The following is an 18,361-nucleotide window of genomic DNA, read 5'->3' on the forward strand; positions in this document are numbered from 1 at the left end:
AACCTGTTTAAGTAGTCTGTAAATAGATTCTTAGACAATGTTTCCAGAAAAGAACTTTATAGTTTTCAAAAACTTTAATATCGCCCCGTTCAAAACTTCGCATTTAGTAAATTATATTTCCTAAATTTTCAAAAAACATTGAAAATGGGTAGTAGCTTTGCTTTAAAATCGGCAAAAAATGAAAATAGTTATCGTTGGCGCCGGCTTTGGCGGCCTAAGGCTTGCCCGAAAACTCAATAATAAACCCGGTATTGAAGTAGTATTGATAGACCGGTTTAACCACCACCAGTTTCAACCTTTATTTTACCAGGTAGCTACGGCAGCGCTTAATGGCAGCGATATTTCATTTCCGTTGCGTAAAGTTTTTCATAACAGTAAAAATGTAAGCGTTCGCCTTGCTGAACTTTCTCAAATAAATGCTGCTGATAATACGGTTGTAACCTCCGAGGGAAATTTTGCATACGATCAACTGGTAATAGCCACAGGTGCAGATACCAACTTTTTTGGCAACAGCAATTTTGAAAAATTTGCCTGGCCCATGAAAAGCACCGTAGAAGCTATGGAAATACGCAACCATATTTTAAAAAACTTTGAAGCTGCATTAATGGAAGCGGATGTGCTGCACAGGCAAAGGCTCCTGAATATTGTGGTGGTAGGCGCAGGGCCTACCGGTGTTGAGCTAAGCGGCGCCATTGCCGAAATGAAAAAATATGTATTACCCAAAGATTATCCTGAGCTGGATTTTGAAGCTATGAATATTTATCTTTTGGAAGGCGGCCTCAAAACACTCGCCGCCATGAGTGAAAAAAGCAGCCTGCAGTCTAAAAATTATCTTGAAAGGCTGGGTGTAAAGGTAAAAACCAATGCAATGATGCAGGATTATAACGGCAAAACGGTTTTTTTAGCAGATGGCAGCAGCATAGAATCATCAATGGTTATTTGGGCAGCAGGCATTAAAGGTAATATCCCCACAGGAATTGATGCATCGCTTATTGTAAGGGGAAACCGCATTAAAGTAAACCTGCAATGTAAAGTGGAGGGCACAAAAAATATTTATTCCATAGGAGATGTTGCCTATATGGAAGAGCCCGCTTACCCAAAAGGGCATCCGCAGGTGGCGCCGGTAGCCATGCAACAGGCAGATTTGCTGGCTAAAAATTTTATATATTTAAACAGTAGAAAATTAAATAAAAAAATTACAGAATTTACTTACCATAATAAAGGTTCTATGGCAACTGTAGGCCGCAACCTTGCCGTAGTGGATATACCCAAACCAAAATTACATTTAGGTGGTTTATTGGCCTGGATGATTTGGATGAGCCTTCACCTAATGTTGATTTTAGGCGTAAAAAACCGTTTCTTTATTTTTCTTAACTGGTTGTATGCGTATTTTACCCGTGATCAAAACCTGCGGTTGATTTTTAAAAAATACTATTAAAAAATGAGGATTTAATTGCCTTGTTTCATTTGCTGGCCTTCATCGTAAGTCATAACCCTGTAACCACTTTTAGGCTCTTCAAACAAGGAAGCATCTAGCTTTTGCTCGGTAACTTTTACCAGGCTGTATTTAAAAGTAAGGTTGCCCGATTGTATTTCGTATTGCACGGGCAAGCCGGGAAGATTAAAGGCATTGTTGTAATTGCTATTGGCAATAGTTACAGAAGGCGTAAAGTAAACGGTAAATATTTTCCCATCTGTAGTTGTTGCCGTAGCTTTTTTGCAGGTATATCCGTTAAGTTCAACCGTGTTATTATCTATAGAAAAATTAAGGTTACTATTCCATTGGTTTTTTTGCAACCAATTATTTTTGCTCATGGTGATCATAAGCTTTTGGCCGCTGTACTCTTTCAAAATAAAACCTTTGCCCAAATTATTATTATACACCGTAGATTCTGTACCAAGGGAGCTTTGCATTTCGGTGCGGCTAAGGCCGGGCTTTACAAAAAGGTTCAGGGTTGCCCCATTAAACTTATCGAGTGCAGCATTGCTTTTTGCAGAAGAAATACTTATGGTATATTCTATTTTACCTTCGGTAACCTGCTTTTGTGCAAATACGACATTAGAGAAAAGCAGGGCAAATATTACCACAAAATAGGTATGTATAATTTTTTTCATTGTTGAGTTGCTGGTACTAAGATAATGATTAAAAGTACCATTCAAAATATAAGACTGCAAACAAAAAAAACTGCACCCATCAAGGGGTGCAGTTTAATAAAACTTTAACTAAATACTTACTTTTTAGCCGTTTTTTCTTTCATATCCTTAATCTTCTTCTGGGCATCCTGCATGGCTTGTATTCTTTCCTGCAATTTCGACTGCTTTTGCGGCTTCTTTTTGTTCTCATTTAGCTGTGCCAGTATTTTGTCGTGGTTTATAATATATTTCTGAATTACAATTTGCAGGATGAGTGTAATCGTATTTGAAATAGTGTAATACCAGGTAAGCGCCGAAGGCAAGCGGTTAAATACACCCAATAACATTATAGGGAAAATGTAGGGCATATATTTCATTACCGGGTTGCTGTTGTCCTGCATTTGGCTCATACTGTAAATAGAAATCAACATGCTGGTTACCGTAGCGGTAATGGTAAATAAACTTACATGGTCTCCGTAAAACGGAATAGAAAAAGGTAGTTTTAAAATAGAATCGTAAGCTGCAAGGTCTTCGGCCCATAAAAAATGTTTTCCCCTTAAGTCAATATTACTTTGAAAGAAATAATACAACGACATAAATATGGGGATTTGCAATAAGGCCGGTATGCATCCACCCAGAGGGTTTACGCCGGCGCTTCGCCAAAGTTTCATTTGCTCCATACCAAAAGCCTGCTGGTCGTATTTTCCGGTTTTAGGATCGGTGAGCTTTTCTTTAAGTTGATCAACTTCGGGCTTCAGCACTTTCATTTTTGCCCCACTTAAGTAACTTTTGTAAAGTATAGGCGATGTAATAAGGCGTATAAACAAAGTAAGCAATAAAATTACCATACCCATGCTGGCAATATTATCTTTAAGGTAGTTGAATACCGGTAACAGCACATGCCTGTTGATATACTTTACAAATGCAAAAACACCGCTGCCATAAGGCACAATATTTTGCATTTGGTTGCCATACTTTTTAAGGATGTTATAGTCGCTTGGGCCATAATAAAAGTGCAAAGGAATGTTTAGATTTTCGCCGGGCTTAAGGGAAATATGTGTATTTACTGTTGTTTGGGCAATAAAGGAGTTGGTGTCTGCACTTGCAGCCCAATTTATTTCGGCGCCCGAAAAATTATTTGGTGCAGATAATGCTGCAATAAAAAATTGTTGTTTTTGCGCTATCCAATTTACCTGGGCGCCCAATACTTTTCTTCCGCCAGATGCAGCTCTTTCAAAATCGTATTCCTTATTTTCTAAAAAACATATTTCGGTTTGCGCCTGCTCATAAGCATGGTCCTTTTCAATTTGGTCTGCCTGGGTTTGCCAAAGCAGGCTAAGTTTATTTTGCCCTATTAAGGAAGAAGCACCATTAATGGCAATATCAAAATCTACCATATAATCATTGGGCTTTAGCGTAAAGCGGTGCGTAATTTTGCGGTGGCCGCTGCTATCTCCGGTTGTAAAGGAAACAGATTGGCTTCCATCGTTATTTTTTACAACGGGCTGCGTATTAAAAATAATATCGGCCGATTCCATAGTAAGGTTATTGCCACCGGCAACTTTATAGGTAAACTTATTAAAATTACCTTTTTGTATTACCACTGGTGAGCCATCGAAACGTTGAAATTTTTTGAGGGTAACCATTTGCGGCTGCGCCCCTTTTGAAGTAAAGCTGATTTTCATTACTTCATTTTCTACAGTTACAGATTGAGCCGTTGCTGTTGTGCTGCCAATGCTTTGCTGAACTTTTATAGTTTTAATAGAATCTACCTTTATTGAATCCAGCCGTGCTTTTGCAGTATCCGGCCTGGGTTGCAGCGCTGCAATAGAATCCTGAATGCGTTTTTGTTCGCCCTCATATTTTAACCGGCTTCGGCTGTTTACCACAAACATGGTAATGAGCATAGCGCCTATAAGTAAAAAACCGATTATCGTATTTCTGTCCATTCCCATTTTATACAATATTGTTTAGCGTGTGCAAAGGTAAGTATGTTTGGCTCCCGCTCACCGTTAATAAAAGAAAAAATGCCCTTAAATAGGGCATTATATAAAAAAATTTACATCAAATTTATTTTTTGGCTGCCGGCGCTTTTGCAGCAGATGCTGCAGCTGCAGCATCTGCTTTAGGAGCAGTAGTAGTTGTAGCCGCTTCTTCTTGTTTCAGCTGGCGAGTCATGGTTACTGATGCAATAGGAATCCTTGGTGAGTTCATGATTTCCATATTTTCTGCAACAATATCTTCTACCCTAAGGTTGCCGTTTAACTCAAGTGCATTAATATCTACTTCAATATGCTCTTTAAGATATTTTGGGAATGTTTTTACTTTTACGCTTTTCATTTTAGTAACCAGCTTACCACCGGCTTTTACACCTTCGGGTGTGCCTATATATTTTAAAGGCAGCGATGCAATAACTTTTTTATCCTCTACCAGTTCCAAAAAGTCAACATGTGCCAGTGCATCTGTTACTTTATCAAATTGTAAATCTTTTAAAATGCATTTGTAAATAGTACCGTTTACATTTACTTCTGCAAGTAAAAATTCAGATGTATATACAATGTTTTTAAATGCTGATGCCGGCGCAGCAAAATTAACTTCAGCTTTACCACCGTAAATTACAGCGGGCACCATTTGCTGAGAGCGAAGTTGGCGGGTGGCTTTTTTTCCGCTTTCGGTCCTCAGTAGTCCTTCAATTGTAATTGATTTCATTATTTATTGTTTAAAAATTTGAGGCGCAAAAGTAATTAAAAATGGCGGATGAACCGCCATTTTGTAAATATTAATTTTTCTTCCATTTATATAACTCATTGATTTATATAGATTTTCTTAGCCTATTGCGGATAAATAAGCTGTTGATGCTCTTATTTTCATAGGCGTTTCTAAGAGCTACGGCAAAAAGTTCATCTGTAGATAGTACTTTTATTTTTTCTGTCTCTGTTTTTAGAGGAATGGTATCACACACCACCAGTTCTTCCAAAACGCTGTTGTTTATGGTTTCATAAGCTTTGCCGCTTAAAACAGGATGCGTACAAAAAGCCCTTACACTCCTTGCGCCTTTTTCTTTCATCAGCAGGGCGCTTTTGGCAAGTGTGCCGCCTGTATCGCATATATCGTCAATCAACACAATATCCCTGTCGTTTACATCACCTATTACCACCATGCTTGCAATTTCATTTGCACGCTTGCGGTGTTTATCGCAAATAACCATATCGGTTTCAAAAAACGAAGCTACTTCCCTAATCCTATTAGCACTGCCTACATCGGGTGCGGCAAATGTAAGATTGGGTAAAAAAAGACTTTCAATATAAGGTATAAAAATAGCGGAAGACTCCAGGTGATCCACTGGTATATCGAAATAACCTTGTATTTGTGCGGCATGTAGATCCATGGTTACTACCCTGTCTGCACCGGCAGCCATTATCATATTGGCAACAAGCTTGGCGCCAATTGCAACCCTGGGTTTATCTTTTCTATCCTGCCGGGCAAAACCGTAATAAGGAATTACGGCAATTACTTTATAGGCCGATGCCCTTTTTGCGGCATCAATCATGAGCAATAGTTCCATTAAATTATCAGCGGGTGCAAAAGTACTTTGTATTAAAAAAACAAAACGGCCACGTATGCTTTCCAGAAATTCCACGCCAATTTCACCATCACTAAATCGTTGTATATTTACTTTACCTAAAGGTTCTCCGAATTTTCTGGCAATTTTTTCGGCAAGGTATTGAGATCCGGTTCCTGAAAAAATTTTAGCGTTAGATTCCATGTAGATGTAAAATTATGCCGGGGTGAATGGTTTTGCGAAAATACAGTTAGTTCATATTAATATCCGTTTTTATTATGGAAAAATTTTCACAATCGCAGGGTTCAATTAAAACCTGGGCTTCAGATGACCGCCCAAGGGAAAAAATGTTGCTTAAAGGGGCTTCTTCATTAAGTAATTCAGAACTTTTGGCTATTTTAATAAATAATGGCAGTAAAACCCGGTCTGCCCTTGACCTGGCCAAAGAAATTTTGCTTTTAGGCGCTAACAACCTTAATGAACTGGGTAAACTTTCAATCCATGATTTTCAAAAAGTGAAAGGTATTGGCAATGCCAAAGCTATTACTATTGCAGCAGCCCTGGAACTTGGCAGGCGCAGGCATAGCGAAGAAATATTGCAACGCATAAAAATTAATAACAGCAAAGAAATTGCAGTATACCTTAAAACCATCCTTAAAGATTTTAACTACGAGGTATTTGTAGCCTTGTTCCTCAACCGCTCCCATAAAATAATCAGTTACGAAATAATCAGCAAAGGTGGCATTTCCGGCACTGTTGCCGACCCCAGAATAATTTTAAAAAAAGCATTGGATGCAGGCGCTTCTTCTTTAATCATTTGCCATAACCACCCATCTGGTAATTTACAACCCAGCCAGCAGGATGATTTACTTACCCAAAAAATTAAATCGGCAGCCCTATATTTCGACATCAAATTATTGGACCATATAATTGTAAGCGAAGAAGGCTATTACAGTTTTGCCGATGAAGGAAAGCTTTGATAATGATTAATGGCTAATTTTTTCGTTCCAGTAATAACTATCGGGGTGTGGGCGCTTGCCAAAAATTGCTGTGCCTACCCTTATAATAGTAGATCCTTCTTCGATGGCTATTTCAAGGTCTCCGCTCATTCCCATAGAGAGTTCTTCTGCATTGATTTGGTTTTGAAGTAACTGCCGTTGGATTTTCTTTAGCAGTTGAAAACATTTTCGCACTTTTTGTTCTTCAGCAGAAAACAAACCAATAGTCATGAGCCCTTTTATTTTTAACCGGTTTAAGTGGCTTACTTGCAAGGCAAGCTGCAGGGCATTTTGAGGCTCCATACCAAATTTGCTTTTTTCAAAAGAAGTATTTACCTGCAGAAAAATATCTATTGTTTTATTTTCAAACTCAAGGCGTTGTTGAAGCTTTTCGGCTAAGGATAGCCTGTCAACCGTTTGAATGCAATCTGCAAATTTTAAAACTTCTTTAATCTTATTGGATTGTAAATGACCAATAAAATGTGTTTGGTGCGAATTTTCTTTTAGCTCATCAAACTTTTCTTTTAGCTCCTGTACTTTATTTTCTCCAATTAAAGTTTCGCCTGCCCCAAGTGCAATTTTAATTTTTTCTGCAGATATGGTTTTTGTGGCTAAAAGCAGCTTTACAACTGCAGTATCTCTATTGGCATTTTTGCATGCAAGTTCCATACGCTTATGTATGGCTGCAAGGTTGTAAGGTATTTCACTCATAACACGGGTTCATGCTCGGCACAATCTACCCTAAGTTCATTGGCTGATAAAACAGATTGCAACAAATTGCAAAAATGCTTACCGTTCTTTTTTTGGTAATTGCTGCAGGTAAAGCACATGCGCTGAACCGTAATAATGCCTTTTTGGTTTAAGTCATAAATTAAATCGAGCAAAGCAGAGAGGATAATTTCCTTTTTTTCGCCTGTAAGCGAACCCAAAGGTTTTTCAATAGCAAATGCAAAGTTTGAAGATTTTTCGGCGGTAAGTTTACCTGCGGCAGTTAATGCAATACTATAACTGCGGCAATCTGCAGCATCGGCTATTTTTTTAATAAACCCTTTTTGTTCCATCAATTTTATACTTTCGCTAATGGTGGGTTTACTCAGGTTAAATTCTTTTGCCAGGTAGCTTACCGTACATTTATCATTTGCATGAAAAAAAATGAAAATTAAAATTTGTATTTGAATAGGGCTTAAGCTGTTTTCTTTGCTCTCGTTCCAAAGTAAAACCCTGAAGGCCTCAGCAATGCGCTCTAAGGCCACAACAATTTTTCCGTCTATTTTGTTGTTTTGCCGGTTTACATTAAATGCCGATATCATTTTTTTAATTACAATTTTCCATTTCAAAGATAAAGTATCCCATTGATGTAATGGCTGTTTCCCAATGCGGCTTTAAGGATTCTATATGGCAAAAACGGCATTCTCTTGCCGTTAAAAGCTGACCTTCCTGGCTTTTTTGTTTAAGGTATTCCTTACCAAAACCGTAAATAACATCCTCATCTTTAATTGTTTCAGGTGCAATAATGTCAAAGTGCATTATTGTGCCGTCTTTTTTGGTTACATAAGTATCCCATACTGCTACTTTCATAAAATAATTTTTTAAAATCCCTTGCAACATAGGCTTGGCCTACATTGCAAGGAGAAAATAATTTTTAGCCTTTAACGTCGGCCAAAGAAGCGCCAAAGTTTAAATGGAGAATGTTTCCGGTGGGTGTAAGTAATGCCGGAACAGATTTTACCCCTTTGGCTTCTGCCTCGGCAATACGGTTCCTTTGTTCACCTAAATGCACAACTTCTACATTTTCGTTACCTATTAACGGAACAATTTCCTGCTCGGCGCTTAAGCAAACCGGGCAGCCTGCATGGTAAAAAACTGACTTTTCCATAAGAAAAATATTTTGAGATGGTGGGCAATATTGCCAGTTCAAATATAGTTAGGTTTACTAACAATATGAAAAAATATTTTTCCCTTTTGTTGTTCATCAGCATTTGGTGAGTGCGGTTTCCTTATGAGCGGCAATATGGCTGGTTTTTAGGCTTTTAATTTCATATTGTGGTTCCTCTATTGTGGCATGATGGGTGTAGCCTTTAAACATAAAATTTTGGGTATGAATTTTAATAATGGTTCCCGATGCCCTGCCGGCTTCTGAATTCCAGCAAACTTTGTCGCCTACGAAAAAATTATTTTTCAAGCTGCAAATATTATTGGTCAAATAAATTATTTTCAAAATAAACTACCCTGCTTCCCACTATTCGTGCTGGTGAGGTAAAAGGATGTTCTTCTGCTTTTCCTTTACCCATAATATGCAAAACTTTCCAGCCTTTTGCTTTTAAGTAATCGGAAACCATGGAACGGTGGCATCGCCACCAAACCGCTTCTGAGCACATAATGGCCGTTACCTGCTTTGCTGCTATTTTTTCTAATTCTTCAATAGCAATTTCAAAAGGGGCCGTTTCCATATAATCTGCATATGCTCTAAAAGATGCGTTATGCCAGAGGATGTTCTTTGAATTTTTGTCAACCTTTCGCCTTCCGCCAAGGCCGGGAAAATGTAAATTACCAATGTGTACATTTGCAAGTGAAGCCTGCAAATTTTCTATATTAAATTGCGGAAACTTACGTGAGCCGGGATAATGGCGTATATCTGCCACTAACTCAATTTTAAATGATTGCAACATTTCAATAAATACCCCGTTACTATGGGTTGAATGGCCAATAGTATAGATGGTATTTTTAGCAGCACTTTTCATTTTTCGTTATTGAAAGCCAAAATATACTTATCAATATAATACTGTTGTTCTTTCAATTTATACTGTTGAATAAACCTGGGGTGTTCCAAAACAGTCATTGTATCAAATAACTTTGCTTCTTTGTTGAGCGCCCTGATAAAACTTGCATTTTTTTTACCCAGTATAAAAACCTCCAAAACATCGAGACCTATGCCGATATGTTTTTTTAAAGAGTGGATCATAAAATCTTTTACCGAGTTGTACAACAAAGGGTTGTCATAATAATTTGCATTGAGCCATTTACCATTATTGTCTTTTCGGATAATGGCAAGGGGAAATGGTGAATTGATATAAAATTGTTTATAGAAAAGCCGTGGCCCTCCGTAAGCTTTTATCATATTGTACATAAATACCGATGATACTTCATGCGTATAAGCAGATTGCATTTTAATGCCACAAACTGCTTCCAGCCTTTTTGTATCGGTAAAAGGCACGCCTGTAACGCCGGCGCCATGGCGGCTAGGGTTAATACCTACAATAAATTTCCTTTTACTGTTATCGTTATAATATTTTTGATAAAACTGCTGCATTACCTGCATGGTTTCTGCATTATCCAAATATGGGTTCAAAACCCTAAAACCTGTGGGCAATTTGCCTATAAACTGTAAGTTGTTATTAAATGTAATTACTTTATTGGCAAAGGTTTTCATAAATTGAAAAAAATGAAGACTTTTTCATGAAGTTACAAAATAACCAATGGATAAAATAAGCATCTATTTATAAAATACAAATCTTAACCGTTAATTTATAAAAAGCTGAAGCAGCAATAGAAGAAAAAAATTTACGCTTTAGTATTAAAATTTACCTGCACTCATATTTAATGAAAGAATAAAGAAAGAGGTTACTTAATATCCAGCTTGAGCAGGCTTTGGTTGCCCAAAAAGGCTTCCAGTTCATCGCCAACAACACATTCGCCAACACCTGCAGGCGTACCAGTAAAAATAATATCGCCAATATTGAGTGAAAAATAATTTGAAATTTGTGCAACCAGGTTGTCGAATTTAAAAACCATATCGGCGCTGTTGCCCCTTTGCATCTCCTGATTATTTACCAAAAGTTTAAATGTAAAGTTGGCTTTTTTCTGGTCGGGTGTAAGGTCAAGAAATTTTCCTATAGCTGCGGAATTATCAAAAGCTTTTGCTTTTTCCCAGGGCAGCCCTTTTTCTTTGGCTATATTTTGCAGGTCTCTTGCGGTAAAATCTATACCTACGGTAATACCGTTATAATAATTAGATGCATTGCGTTCATTGATATACTTCCCGTTTTTGCAAACCCTAAGCACCAGTTCACACTCGTAATTAAGTTCATTGGTAAACTCGGGATAATAGAATGGGGTATGCGGCTGCAGTAAAGCGCTTTTGGGTTTCATGAAAATAACCGGCTCATCCGGAATTTCGTTTCCCAATTCTTTTGCATGTTCTGCATAGTTTCTTCCTATACAAATTATTTTCATTTACAGGTTGTTTTAATGGTTCGGGTCTTAGGGGTACGAAAATAGCAAAAAACACCTACAAAAGATAATGCCGTTAAAGTTTATTTTGGGAGTTCAAATACGAGGTTATTTACATTGGTCATGCTGCGCTCAATGCCAATTGAGGCAAAACTTTCAATGATTTCAACACATTTTTCAATTTTATACTTTACCAGGGGAAGTTCATCTGGCCGCCATTTGCCGAGTACAAAATCGGCCTGCATCCCTTTGGGGTAATTATTACCAATTCCAAAGCGGAGTTTAGGGTAATTTACTGTTCCCAATATGGTTTCAATATCTTTTAATCCATTGTGGCCGCCTGAACTTCCACTTGCCCTCAGCCTTATTTTTTCTAAAGGAAGAGAAAGTTCATCCACAATGGTTAAAGTATTTTCTAATGGTATTTTTTCTTTATCCATCCAGTATTTAAACGCTTTACCGCTAAGGTTCATGAATGTGGTAGGGCAAATAACGATAAATATTTTTCCTTTATATTTTACTTCCGATACATAAGCCAGCCTGTCTGTTTTAAACTGGCCGCCATGTTTTGTTACAAAATAATTGGCTACATCAAAACCAATATTATGGCGTGTATGGGCATATTCGTTACCTGCATTTCCCAAGCCTGCAATTAAAAATTTTGCCATTCTTTTTTATTGAATAATAGAATTAGGAGACAACCGAAAATTTATCTCCTTAAATTTTTTTATGGGAAAATTATATGAACTGGCTGAGGTGCTGCTGCAGGTCTGCATCTGTTTTAATTAATACATCCCTTACCTTGCTGCCCTGGTTGGGGCCTACAATTCCTGCCGCTTCCAGCTGATCCATAAGCCTTCCGGCCCTGTTGTACCCAAGTTTCATGCGGCGTTGCAGCAAAGATGTGCTACCCGATTGGCTGGAAACCAGTAACCTTGCTGCATCTTCAAACAATGGGTCTTTATCGCTTGCATCAAAATCTTTTCCTTCCATTTCTTTTTCATCTACATATTCTGGCAGCAGGAAGGCTTGTGGATAACCCCGCTGATCGCCAATAAAGTCAGCAATTTTATCTACTTCCGGGGTATCTACAAAAGCACATTGCAAGCGAACCAATTCTCCGTTGTAACTTATCAGCATATCTCCTTTTCCAATAAGTTGCTCGGCTCCACCAATATCTAAAATGGTGCGGCTATCTATTTTACTGCTCACTTTAAAGGCAATACGGGCAGGAAAGTTTGCTTTAATGGTGCCCGTAATAATATTTACAGATGGCCTTTGGGTAGCTATAATAAGGTGTATACCAATGGCCCTGGCCAATTGTGCCAACCGAGTAATGGGCATTTCAATTTCTTTTCCTGCCGTCATTATAAGGTCGGCAAACTCATCCACAACCAATACAATAAAGGGCAGGTATTGATGGCCTTTTTCGGGGTTGAGCTTACGTTGTGCAAATTTTTCGTTGTATTCTTTTATGTTTCGGCAGCCGGCTTCTTTCAGTAAGTCGTACCGGTTTTCCATTTCTATACAAAGTGCATTAAGGGTATGTACAACTTTTTTGGTATCGGTAATAATGGCATCTTCCTCCCCTGGTAGTTTGGCCAAAAAATGGTTTTCAATAGTTTTATAAATACTTAACTCCACTTTTTTGGGGTCAACCAATACAAACTTAAGTTGAGAAGGGTGTTTTTTATACAATAAAGAAACCAATATTGCATTTAACCCTACGGATTTTCCCTGGCCGGTAGCACCCGCCATAAGTAAATGCGGCATACTCGCCAGGTCAACGATAAAATTTTCGTTATCAATTTTTTTACCAATGGCTATTGGTAAGGAGAAATTATTTTTCTGAAATTTTTCGGAGCTCAATAATGTTTTGATACTTACCACGGTTTTTCTTGCATTGGGTACTTCAATACCTATGGTGCCTTTACCGGGAATGGGTGCAATAATGCGGATGCCTAATGCCGAAAGGCTGAGTGCAATATCATCTTCCAGGTTTTTAATTTTTGAAATACGGATACCTGCTGCAGGAATAATTTCATATAAAGTAACGGTAGGCCCTACTGTTGCAGAAATACGCTGTATGCTGATGTCGTAATTTTTGAGCGTATTGATAATTTGGTTTTTGTTGTTTTCCAACTCTGCCGGGTCCTGTACAATTTTTTCGCTGCCATGGTTGTCCAGCAGATCGAGTGAAGGGTATTTATAGTCCCTTAAATCCAGTATAGGATCGTAAGGTTTTATTTCTTTTACTTTTTCTGTTTTAGCAGGCTCTTCATCTGCTATTTTGTCTGCTGTTTTAATTTCCAGTTCAAGGCCCGAAGCGGGAACTGGAGGCGGTAATTTTTCTACCGTTAAACTTTTTTCGGGTTCAATGGGCAAATCTACCCTTTCCGTATTCCCTGCATCGGGGAAGCCATCTTTTTCTATCAATTCTATCTGGTGCTTAAAGTCGGGTTGCAAATTGGGAACTGCAACAATTGCGGCCCCCTTTTTTAATGTATTGCCATTGTGGGATACAGTTTCTTCCGGCCCATCATCTTCATCTATTACCTCATTTTCACGTGCTTCAGCATCTACTCCTGTAGTTGCTTTTTTATTAAAATTAAACGATGGGTTAAACCGCCAGATGATATATGCAAAAAACGAAATGCCTATTAACAGATAGGTACCTACCCGGCCCATGGTATTGTATAAATAATTTCTGCACAGGTCTCCGGCAGCGCCACCAAATGCAAAATTGCTTTTTCCGGCAAGTACCGATGCGGTAATGCTCAATAAAGGTAGCCCTATAATGATATATTTAAGATTTCGCCAAATTGAAAACACTTTTTTTCCAGTAATGAGGTTTACGCCGGTTACAAAAAAGAAACTGCACAACAGATAAGAAGCAATACCAAAGCCTTTATAAATAAAAAAATGAGAGATATAAGCGCCGAAAGAGCCCATTAAATTATGGATTTTGCTTTCGCTGCCCAGCAGGAGTTTATACCCTTCATTAAATACTTTATCCTGGTCTTCATCCCAGGTAAATAAATAAGAGGTAAACGCAATAAAAAAAAGCAATGCAACAAGTATTAATACACTGCCGGTTATTTTATGGGTGCGTTCATCTTTAAGCAGCTTTTTTACTTCCAGGGTTTCTTCTTTATCCTGCTTAAGTGATTCAGCGGCTTTACTATTTTTTTTAATTGATTTTACTTTACTGGCCATGAACTGCAAAGATAAATAAATCCCATGCAGCAACACCTACAATAGAATATTTTAAAACACGGGATGGAGTGAGCATGTATGGGAGGTAATTAAATCCTTTAATTTAATTGAGGATCGGTGGGATAATGTACCAGCTTTTCATAATTTCCGCCAAGTTGTACCAGGCTGGCTTTCCAAATATCGCCTAAAGCTGTGTTAAATACTATATTGCCTGTTCCCTTTACGGAAAGCCATGATTTTTCTTCTATTTCCAATTCAAGCTGGCCGGTAGCCCAGCCGCTGTACCCAATAAAAAATTTAATTTTTTGTTCATCAATTACCTTATCCTTCATGAGTAATTTCAGTTTTTCAAAATCTCCTCCCCAGAAAATATTATGATCTATTTTTTCGCAGTCGTTAAAATATTCAGGGTATTGATGGATAAAATGCAGGGAATCCATTTGTACAGGCCCTCCAATAAATATGGGATTTTCAAAACCTTCCATTTCGGGTATCACTTCTCCAAGGGTAAGGTCGTACAAGCGGTTAAGGGTAAACCCAAAACTGCCTTCATCTTTGCTGTGCCTGCATATAAGCACAACGGTACGTAAAAAATTGGGATCTTTTAAAAAAGGGTCTGCAATAAGTAAGGTTCCCGGCTGAGGCGCTATCATGCCCCTAATGTAAAACATTATACGAAAATGAGCAAAACATTATTGCTAAAAAAACACCCATGTTGCACTACCAAAATTTCATTAGTTAACATTTACCCAAAACACAAAGATGGTTTTTATTAAACCCTCTCAGAATTGTACATTTGCCTACTGAAAATTATGCTTTAAGCTATGCGAAAAATTTTCCCCATTATTACTTTTTTGATTACGATTAGCCTGCTGGGGATAATATTTTTTCAATTTTTATGGTTAAAAAGCGCCAAAGAAATTAAAGAGCAGCAGCTCTTTGAAAATATTATTAAAGCTACGGGTGAAGCGGCTTCCCGTATGGTAGAAGAAGCCAACCCATTACCTTATTTGAGAAAACCTATTACGCTGGGGCAGGAAAAACTGATGATGGATTTTACCCGGCTATCGGTATTGCAACGGTTTACCAAAAATGAAATGAGGGATATTATCCGCACTGCATTCAATAAAAACATGCTTGCAGATGTACCATTTGAATTTGCCGTTACGGAAAACTCTTTGTCGGGCGACCAGGTAGAAAGCGAACATTTTTTTAAATATTATTCCGATACACTCAACAATAAATTATACAGCATACCCCTGCAGGGTTCCAGCGGCAGCAGCATGGAAAACATTACAGCTGAAGAATTTTTGGTGGTTATAGTGCCCCATGAGCGGTCTATTATTTTAAAAGAACTGGTTTTTTTTATTATAGGCGCCATATTGTTTACCATTATTATTGCGGCAGCATTTTTTCTTACCATAAGGACCTTGTTGCGCCAAAAGAAACTAAGCGAAATTAAAAATGATTTTATTAACAACATGACGCATGAGTTTAAAACACCGCTTGCTACCATTTCGCTTGCTGTAGATGCTTTGCGTAATGAAAAAGTAGCGGTGGACAAAGAAAAATCCAATTACTTTACCAGCATTATTAAAGAAGAAAACAAGCGCATGAACAAGCAGGTAGAAACCATTTTACAGGCAGCGCTACTGGATAAGCAGGAAGTAAATTTAAACCTTAAAAAACTTTCGGCACATACACTTATTAATGCAGCCATCAATAACATTAGCCTTCCCATACAGGAAAAAGGCGGTGAACTTCAGGTACGCCTCAATGCGGCAAAAGATAATATTATGGCCGATGAAGTACATTTTACCAACCTCATCAACAGCCTGCTGGATAATGCCGTAAAATACTCCAGGGACAAGCCGGTAGTAACTGTGGAAAGCAGCAGTAACAATAAAGAAATTATTATTAAAATTGATGACAATGGCATTGGCATGAACAAGGAAACGCTGAGCCATATTTTTGAAAAATTTTACCGTGCACATACCGGCAATGTACACAATGTAAAAGGCTTTGGCCTTGGCCTTAGTTATGTAAAAACCATGGTAGAAGCACATAAAGGAAATATAAAAGCAGAAAGTGTATTGGGAAAAGGCAGCAGCTTTATTGTAACCGTACCGCTTGTGTAATTACTATTTTCCTTTATCCATAATTTTACAACTCGTCCAGCCTCAATTTTTCCCATAAAAATGGCCTTAGGTATTGCCAGTAATCGCCAGCTAATTCTAAAACCACTGTATGCGTCATATTTGGCTGTGCAACTAAAGTGCATGAATTTCCAGAATTATTAATTGCCTGTTGTGTAGGCACGGCACTGCCGCTCCATGTAGCGCCTGTTGATGAATCGTTTTCTTTTGCATGAAACATTAATACCGGCGAATCAAAAGAATCGTAATGCAGGGTTCCCTGTTGGGAAGCAGGGTCGTCATTAATTAATGTGGCTCCTGTTGCTATAGATCCATTTGTTCTACTGCTAAAACCGGGATGGTCATTTGTACCAATTGCAGCATCAAACTCAATAGCATTTAATAAAGATAAGGCACCGCCGGCCGAGCCACCAAAAACCACAACCCTGCTTGTATCTATAAAATATGTATTGGCATTTTTCTTTAAAAAACGAATTGCATTTTGAATATCTTCTAAAGCGCATTGTATAGCATATAGCCTTAAAAGCGAATCCTGGTTGCCGCCGTTTTGAGTAAGCCGGTAGTTTAATGAAGCGCAAATATATCCGGCTCTTGAATAGGTGTAAGCTTCATTTTGCCAGGCGTTTTTATCGCCGGAAGAATATCCGCCACCATGAATCATTACCAATAACGGTTGCCTTTTTGTGGCGCTGGCATTGGGTGGCAAATAAATATCCATTTTGGGTGTAAGGTTGTTTTGCGAAATTTCAGTTTGTTTTGTAACTTCTGATGTGTATTGCAAGTTGTGAAAGTTGGGTCTTGTGGTATAGGCTACTTCCTGTATTTGAATATTGGTTTTCATGTACAGCATGCTATCGTACAAACCATGTGGTGCTTGCGGTTGTGTAGTATCTTCTTTTTTGCAGCTAAAAAAAAATAAGGCAATAAAAAATAAAATAAAAGATTTTTTTTTCATTTGGTTTTCAAAATTATTGAACGGTTAAGTTTAATACTTTGTGTTTTAGGTATGTTTACTCTTTTAATTTTCTTACTAAAAATTCATGGGCATCTTCTCCGTTTGTATTGTCAAATGCCATTTCGGGTATATAAGCTTTACAAGGAACGCTAACAAGTGTAGCTTTATTATACACTGCTTTGGCATGTAAAGGATGGTGTATTAAATTGCCCTTGTTTGCAGGAAAAGAATAAGAGATGCCAACGCTTGCCAAATAAATATCCGGATCGTCCGGAGTAATAAAATTGAGCATATTAACTTTTGCCCTATACGCAATCATATTTGGTGTGTTTAATTCACTGGTATCGCTTATTCCGTAAAATTGCAGGAATGTTTCCATTGTTGAAATGGTAAGTATGGAATCTGCGTCCAGCCCATCATCCTGGTATTCTGCAAAAACATCGGTAGGCCAGGTTAATAAATCGTAAGTAGATTGTGTGTTATTGCCAACAATAGCTTTAACCCTTGTAGATTCTTTTAATACGGGATCCGAAGAATTAGGGTCTGCCATATCATCGCTTAAGCCAATCCATAAACTGGTGCCGGCACCTGCCGAGCCTCCCTTTACAGCAACTTTTACTTTATCAATATTAAAATCTTTACAATAGTATCTTATAAATTGCAGCGCCCGTTTACAATCATTTAAAGGTTTTAGTACACCTTCCTGTTCATTTGAATCGAGCAATAAACGATAATTGAGTGTAGCAAATGCAATGCTATCGCTGAGGTAACTGTTTACTTCTGTTTGAAAACCTGCAGAATAATAATTATCTGCTTTATCACCCGATTTAAAACCACCGCCATGAATTTGAACTATTAAACAAGTAGGTTTTGCAGAAGCTGGCATAAAAATATCAAATACATTTTCGGGATATGCATTATAACGCACATTGCAATAAAAAACAGCTCCGGTTGTGAGCATAAAGGGCTGTGTAGCTGCCGTTAAGTTTAAAGAAGGAGGAGTAATTTGTGTATTATCTGTATCATTTTTTTTGCAGCTTATCAGGCCAATTACAATTAAAATAAACCCGGCAATTTTTTGAAACATCAGGAAATAGTTTCAGGTATAGAC

General features: G+C 37.9%; 20 protein-coding genes. 3 read left to right on the plus strand and 17 right to left on the minus strand.

All coding sequences use genetic code 11. The features are described 5' to 3' along the window. The first annotated feature begins 178 nt into the window (after positions 1-178). On the plus strand, positions 179-1,438 hold the full coding sequence (locus IPO46_04925; protein ID QQS63929.1) for an NAD(P)/FAD-dependent oxidoreductase: 1,260 nt from the start codon (positions 179-181) through the stop codon (positions 1,436-1,438). 11 nt (positions 1,439-1,449) lie between these two features. On the opposite strand, the gene IPO46_04930 is transcribed toward IPO46_04925, so the two are convergent. From IPO46_04930 to IPO46_04945, 4 genes are all read right to left on the minus strand, one after another. Next, entirely contained in the window at positions 1,450-2,115 is a 666-nt protein-coding gene (locus IPO46_04930; GenBank protein ID QQS63930.1) for a hypothetical protein, read from the minus strand. A 116-nt stretch (positions 2,116-2,231) separates the two neighbouring features. Beyond that, the gene (yidC, locus tag IPO46_04935) at positions 2,232-4,082 is read right to left on the minus strand and encodes a membrane protein insertase YidC (GenBank protein QQS63931.1); all 1,851 of its coding nucleotides are present in this window, start codon (positions 4,080-4,082) and stop codon (positions 2,232-2,234) included. A 121-nt stretch (positions 4,083-4,203) separates the two neighbouring features. Further along, positions 4,204-4,842: a 50S ribosomal protein L25 gene (locus IPO46_04940; protein QQS63932.1), complete on the minus strand. Its 639-nt coding sequence runs from the start codon at positions 4,840-4,842 to the stop codon at positions 4,204-4,206. A 103-nt stretch (positions 4,843-4,945) separates the two neighbouring features. Next, positions 4,946-5,899: a ribose-phosphate pyrophosphokinase gene (locus IPO46_04945; protein ID QQS63933.1), complete on the minus strand. Its 954-nt coding sequence runs from the start codon at positions 5,897-5,899 to the stop codon at positions 4,946-4,948. 74 nt (positions 5,900-5,973) lie between these two features. On the opposite strand from IPO46_04945, the gene radC reads away from it, so the two are divergent. Then, complete coding sequence (gene radC / locus IPO46_04950; protein ID QQS63934.1) at positions 5,974-6,675, plus strand: DNA repair protein RadC; 702 nt, start codon at positions 5,974-5,976, stop codon at positions 6,673-6,675. 6 nt (positions 6,676-6,681) lie between these two features. Here radC and IPO46_04955 read toward each other — a convergent pair whose 3' ends face one another. The 11 genes from IPO46_04955 to IPO46_05005 all read right to left on the minus strand — a co-directional run bounded on the left by IPO46_04955 (position 6,682) and on the right by IPO46_05005 (position 14,792). Beyond that, a complete protein-coding gene (locus IPO46_04955; GenBank protein ID QQS63935.1) occupies positions 6,682-7,404 on the minus strand; it encodes a YggS family pyridoxal phosphate-dependent enzyme in 723 nt (240 codons plus the stop codon). Continuing rightward, positions 7,401-8,003, minus strand: coding sequence for a winged helix-turn-helix transcriptional regulator (locus IPO46_04960; protein ID QQS63936.1), 603 nt, complete (start codon positions 8,001-8,003; stop codon positions 7,401-7,403). Before IPO46_04960 ends, IPO46_04955 begins: the two co-directional genes overlap by 4 nt. A 4-nt stretch (positions 8,004-8,007) precedes the next feature. Continuing rightward, the gene (locus tag IPO46_04965; protein QQS63937.1) at positions 8,008-8,271 is read right to left on the minus strand and encodes a DUF2024 family protein; all 264 of its coding nucleotides are present in this window, start codon (positions 8,269-8,271) and stop codon (positions 8,008-8,010) included. A gap of 64 nt (positions 8,272-8,335) precedes the next feature. Next, entirely contained in the window at positions 8,336-8,569 is a 234-nt protein-coding gene (locus IPO46_04970; protein QQS63938.1) for a thioredoxin family protein, read from the minus strand. A gap of 96 nt (positions 8,570-8,665) precedes the next feature. Next, positions 8,666-8,875, minus strand: coding sequence for a DUF2945 domain-containing protein (locus IPO46_04975; GenBank protein QQS63939.1), 210 nt, complete (start codon positions 8,873-8,875; stop codon positions 8,666-8,668). A 10-nt stretch (positions 8,876-8,885) separates the two neighbouring features. Next, positions 8,886-9,434 (minus strand): DUF488 domain-containing protein, encoded by a 549-nt coding sequence (locus tag IPO46_04980; GenBank protein ID QQS63940.1) that lies wholly within the window; start codon positions 9,432-9,434, stop codon positions 8,886-8,888. Then, positions 9,431-10,123: an SMUG2 DNA glycosylase family protein gene (locus IPO46_04985; protein ID QQS63941.1), complete on the minus strand. Its 693-nt coding sequence runs from the start codon at positions 10,121-10,123 to the stop codon at positions 9,431-9,433. Before IPO46_04985 ends, IPO46_04980 begins: the two co-directional genes overlap by 4 nt. Before the next feature lie 191 nt (positions 10,124-10,314). Further along, positions 10,315-10,926 (minus strand): fumarylacetoacetate hydrolase family protein, encoded by a 612-nt coding sequence (locus IPO46_04990; GenBank protein ID QQS63942.1) that lies wholly within the window; start codon positions 10,924-10,926, stop codon positions 10,315-10,317. 80 nt (positions 10,927-11,006) lie between these two features. After that, positions 11,007-11,591 (minus strand): aminoacyl-tRNA hydrolase, encoded by a 585-nt coding sequence (locus IPO46_04995; protein QQS63943.1) that lies wholly within the window; start codon positions 11,589-11,591, stop codon positions 11,007-11,009. Positions 11,592-11,661: 70 nt separating this feature from the next. Then, positions 11,662-14,139, minus strand: a complete 2,478-nt coding sequence (locus IPO46_05000; protein QQS63944.1) for a DNA translocase FtsK — start codon at positions 14,137-14,139, stop codon at positions 11,662-11,664. A 98-nt stretch (positions 14,140-14,237) separates the two neighbouring features. Then, complete coding sequence (locus IPO46_05005) at positions 14,238-14,792, minus strand: YqgE/AlgH family protein (GenBank protein ID QQS64320.1); 555 nt, start codon at positions 14,790-14,792, stop codon at positions 14,238-14,240. Between the two features lie 171 nt (positions 14,793-14,963). Between IPO46_05005 and IPO46_05010 the strand changes: the two genes are divergently transcribed. Next, on the plus strand, positions 14,964-16,277 hold the full coding sequence (locus IPO46_05010; protein ID QQS63945.1) for a HAMP domain-containing histidine kinase: 1,314 nt from the start codon (positions 14,964-14,966) through the stop codon (positions 16,275-16,277). Between the two features lie 25 nt (positions 16,278-16,302). Here the strand turns inward: IPO46_05010 and IPO46_05015 are convergent, their stop codons facing one another. Both IPO46_05015 and IPO46_05020 read right to left on the minus strand, forming a co-directional pair. Beyond that, positions 16,303-17,250: an alpha/beta hydrolase gene (locus IPO46_05015; GenBank protein ID QQS63946.1), complete on the minus strand. Its 948-nt coding sequence runs from the start codon at positions 17,248-17,250 to the stop codon at positions 16,303-16,305. Between the two features lie 55 nt (positions 17,251-17,305). After that, positions 17,306-18,337: an alpha/beta hydrolase gene (locus tag IPO46_05020; GenBank protein ID QQS63947.1), complete on the minus strand. Its 1,032-nt coding sequence runs from the start codon at positions 18,335-18,337 to the stop codon at positions 17,306-17,308. Between the last annotated feature and the right edge of the window lie 24 nt (positions 18,338-18,361).

The sequence above is a fragment of the Chitinophagaceae bacterium genome, assembly GCA_016699815.1.
Classification (GTDB): Bacteria; Bacteroidota; Bacteroidia; order Chitinophagales; family Chitinophagaceae; genus Ferruginibacter.

Coding starts and splice junctions, on each gene's coding strand:
- IPO46_04925 (QQS63929.1), top strand. CDS start 179: ATGAAAATAGTTATCGTTGGCGCCGGCTTTGGCGGCCTAAGGCTTGCC.
- IPO46_04930 (QQS63930.1), bottom strand. CDS start 2,115: ATGAAAAAAATTATACATACCTATTTTGTGGTAATATTTGCCCTGCTT.
- yidC (QQS63931.1), bottom strand. CDS start 4,082: ATGGACAGAAATACGATAATCGGTTTTTTACTTATAGGCGCTATGCTC.
- IPO46_04940 (QQS63932.1), bottom strand. CDS start 4,842: ATGAAATCAATTACAATTGAAGGACTACTGAGGACCGAAAGCGGAAAA.
- IPO46_04945 (QQS63933.1), bottom strand. CDS start 5,899: ATGGAATCTAACGCTAAAATTTTTTCAGGAACCGGATCTCAATACCTT.
- radC (QQS63934.1), top strand. CDS start 5,974: ATGGAAAAATTTTCACAATCGCAGGGTTCAATTAAAACCTGGGCTTCA.
- IPO46_04955 (QQS63935.1), bottom strand. CDS start 7,404: ATGAGTGAAATACCTTACAACCTTGCAGCCATACATAAGCGTATGGAA.
- IPO46_04960 (QQS63936.1), bottom strand. CDS start 8,003: ATGATATCGGCATTTAATGTAAACCGGCAAAACAACAAAATAGACGGA.
- IPO46_04965 (QQS63937.1), bottom strand. CDS start 8,271: ATGAAAGTAGCAGTATGGGATACTTATGTAACCAAAAAAGACGGCACA.
- IPO46_04970 (QQS63938.1), bottom strand. CDS start 8,569: ATGGAAAAGTCAGTTTTTTACCATGCAGGCTGCCCGGTTTGCTTAAGC.
- IPO46_04980 (QQS63940.1), bottom strand. CDS start 9,434: ATGAAAAGTGCTGCTAAAAATACCATCTATACTATTGGCCATTCAACC.
- IPO46_04985 (QQS63941.1), bottom strand. CDS start 10,123: ATGAAAACCTTTGCCAATAAAGTAATTACATTTAATAACAACTTACAG.
- IPO46_04990 (QQS63942.1), bottom strand. CDS start 10,926: ATGAAAATAATTTGTATAGGAAGAAACTATGCAGAACATGCAAAAGAA.
- IPO46_04995 (QQS63943.1), bottom strand. CDS start 11,591: ATGGCAAAATTTTTAATTGCAGGCTTGGGAAATGCAGGTAACGAATAT.
- IPO46_05000 (QQS63944.1), bottom strand. CDS start 14,139: ATGGCCAGTAAAGTAAAATCAATTAAAAAAAATAGTAAAGCCGCTGAA.
- IPO46_05005 (QQS64320.1), bottom strand. CDS start 14,792: ATGATAGCGCCTCAGCCGGGAACCTTACTTATTGCAGACCCTTTTTTA.
- IPO46_05010 (QQS63945.1), top strand. CDS start 14,964: ATGCGAAAAATTTTCCCCATTATTACTTTTTTGATTACGATTAGCCTG.
- IPO46_05015 (QQS63946.1), bottom strand. CDS start 17,250: ATGAAAAAAAAATCTTTTATTTTATTTTTTATTGCCTTATTTTTTTTT.
- IPO46_05020 (QQS63947.1), bottom strand. CDS start 18,337: ATGTTTCAAAAAATTGCCGGGTTTATTTTAATTGTAATTGGCCTGATA.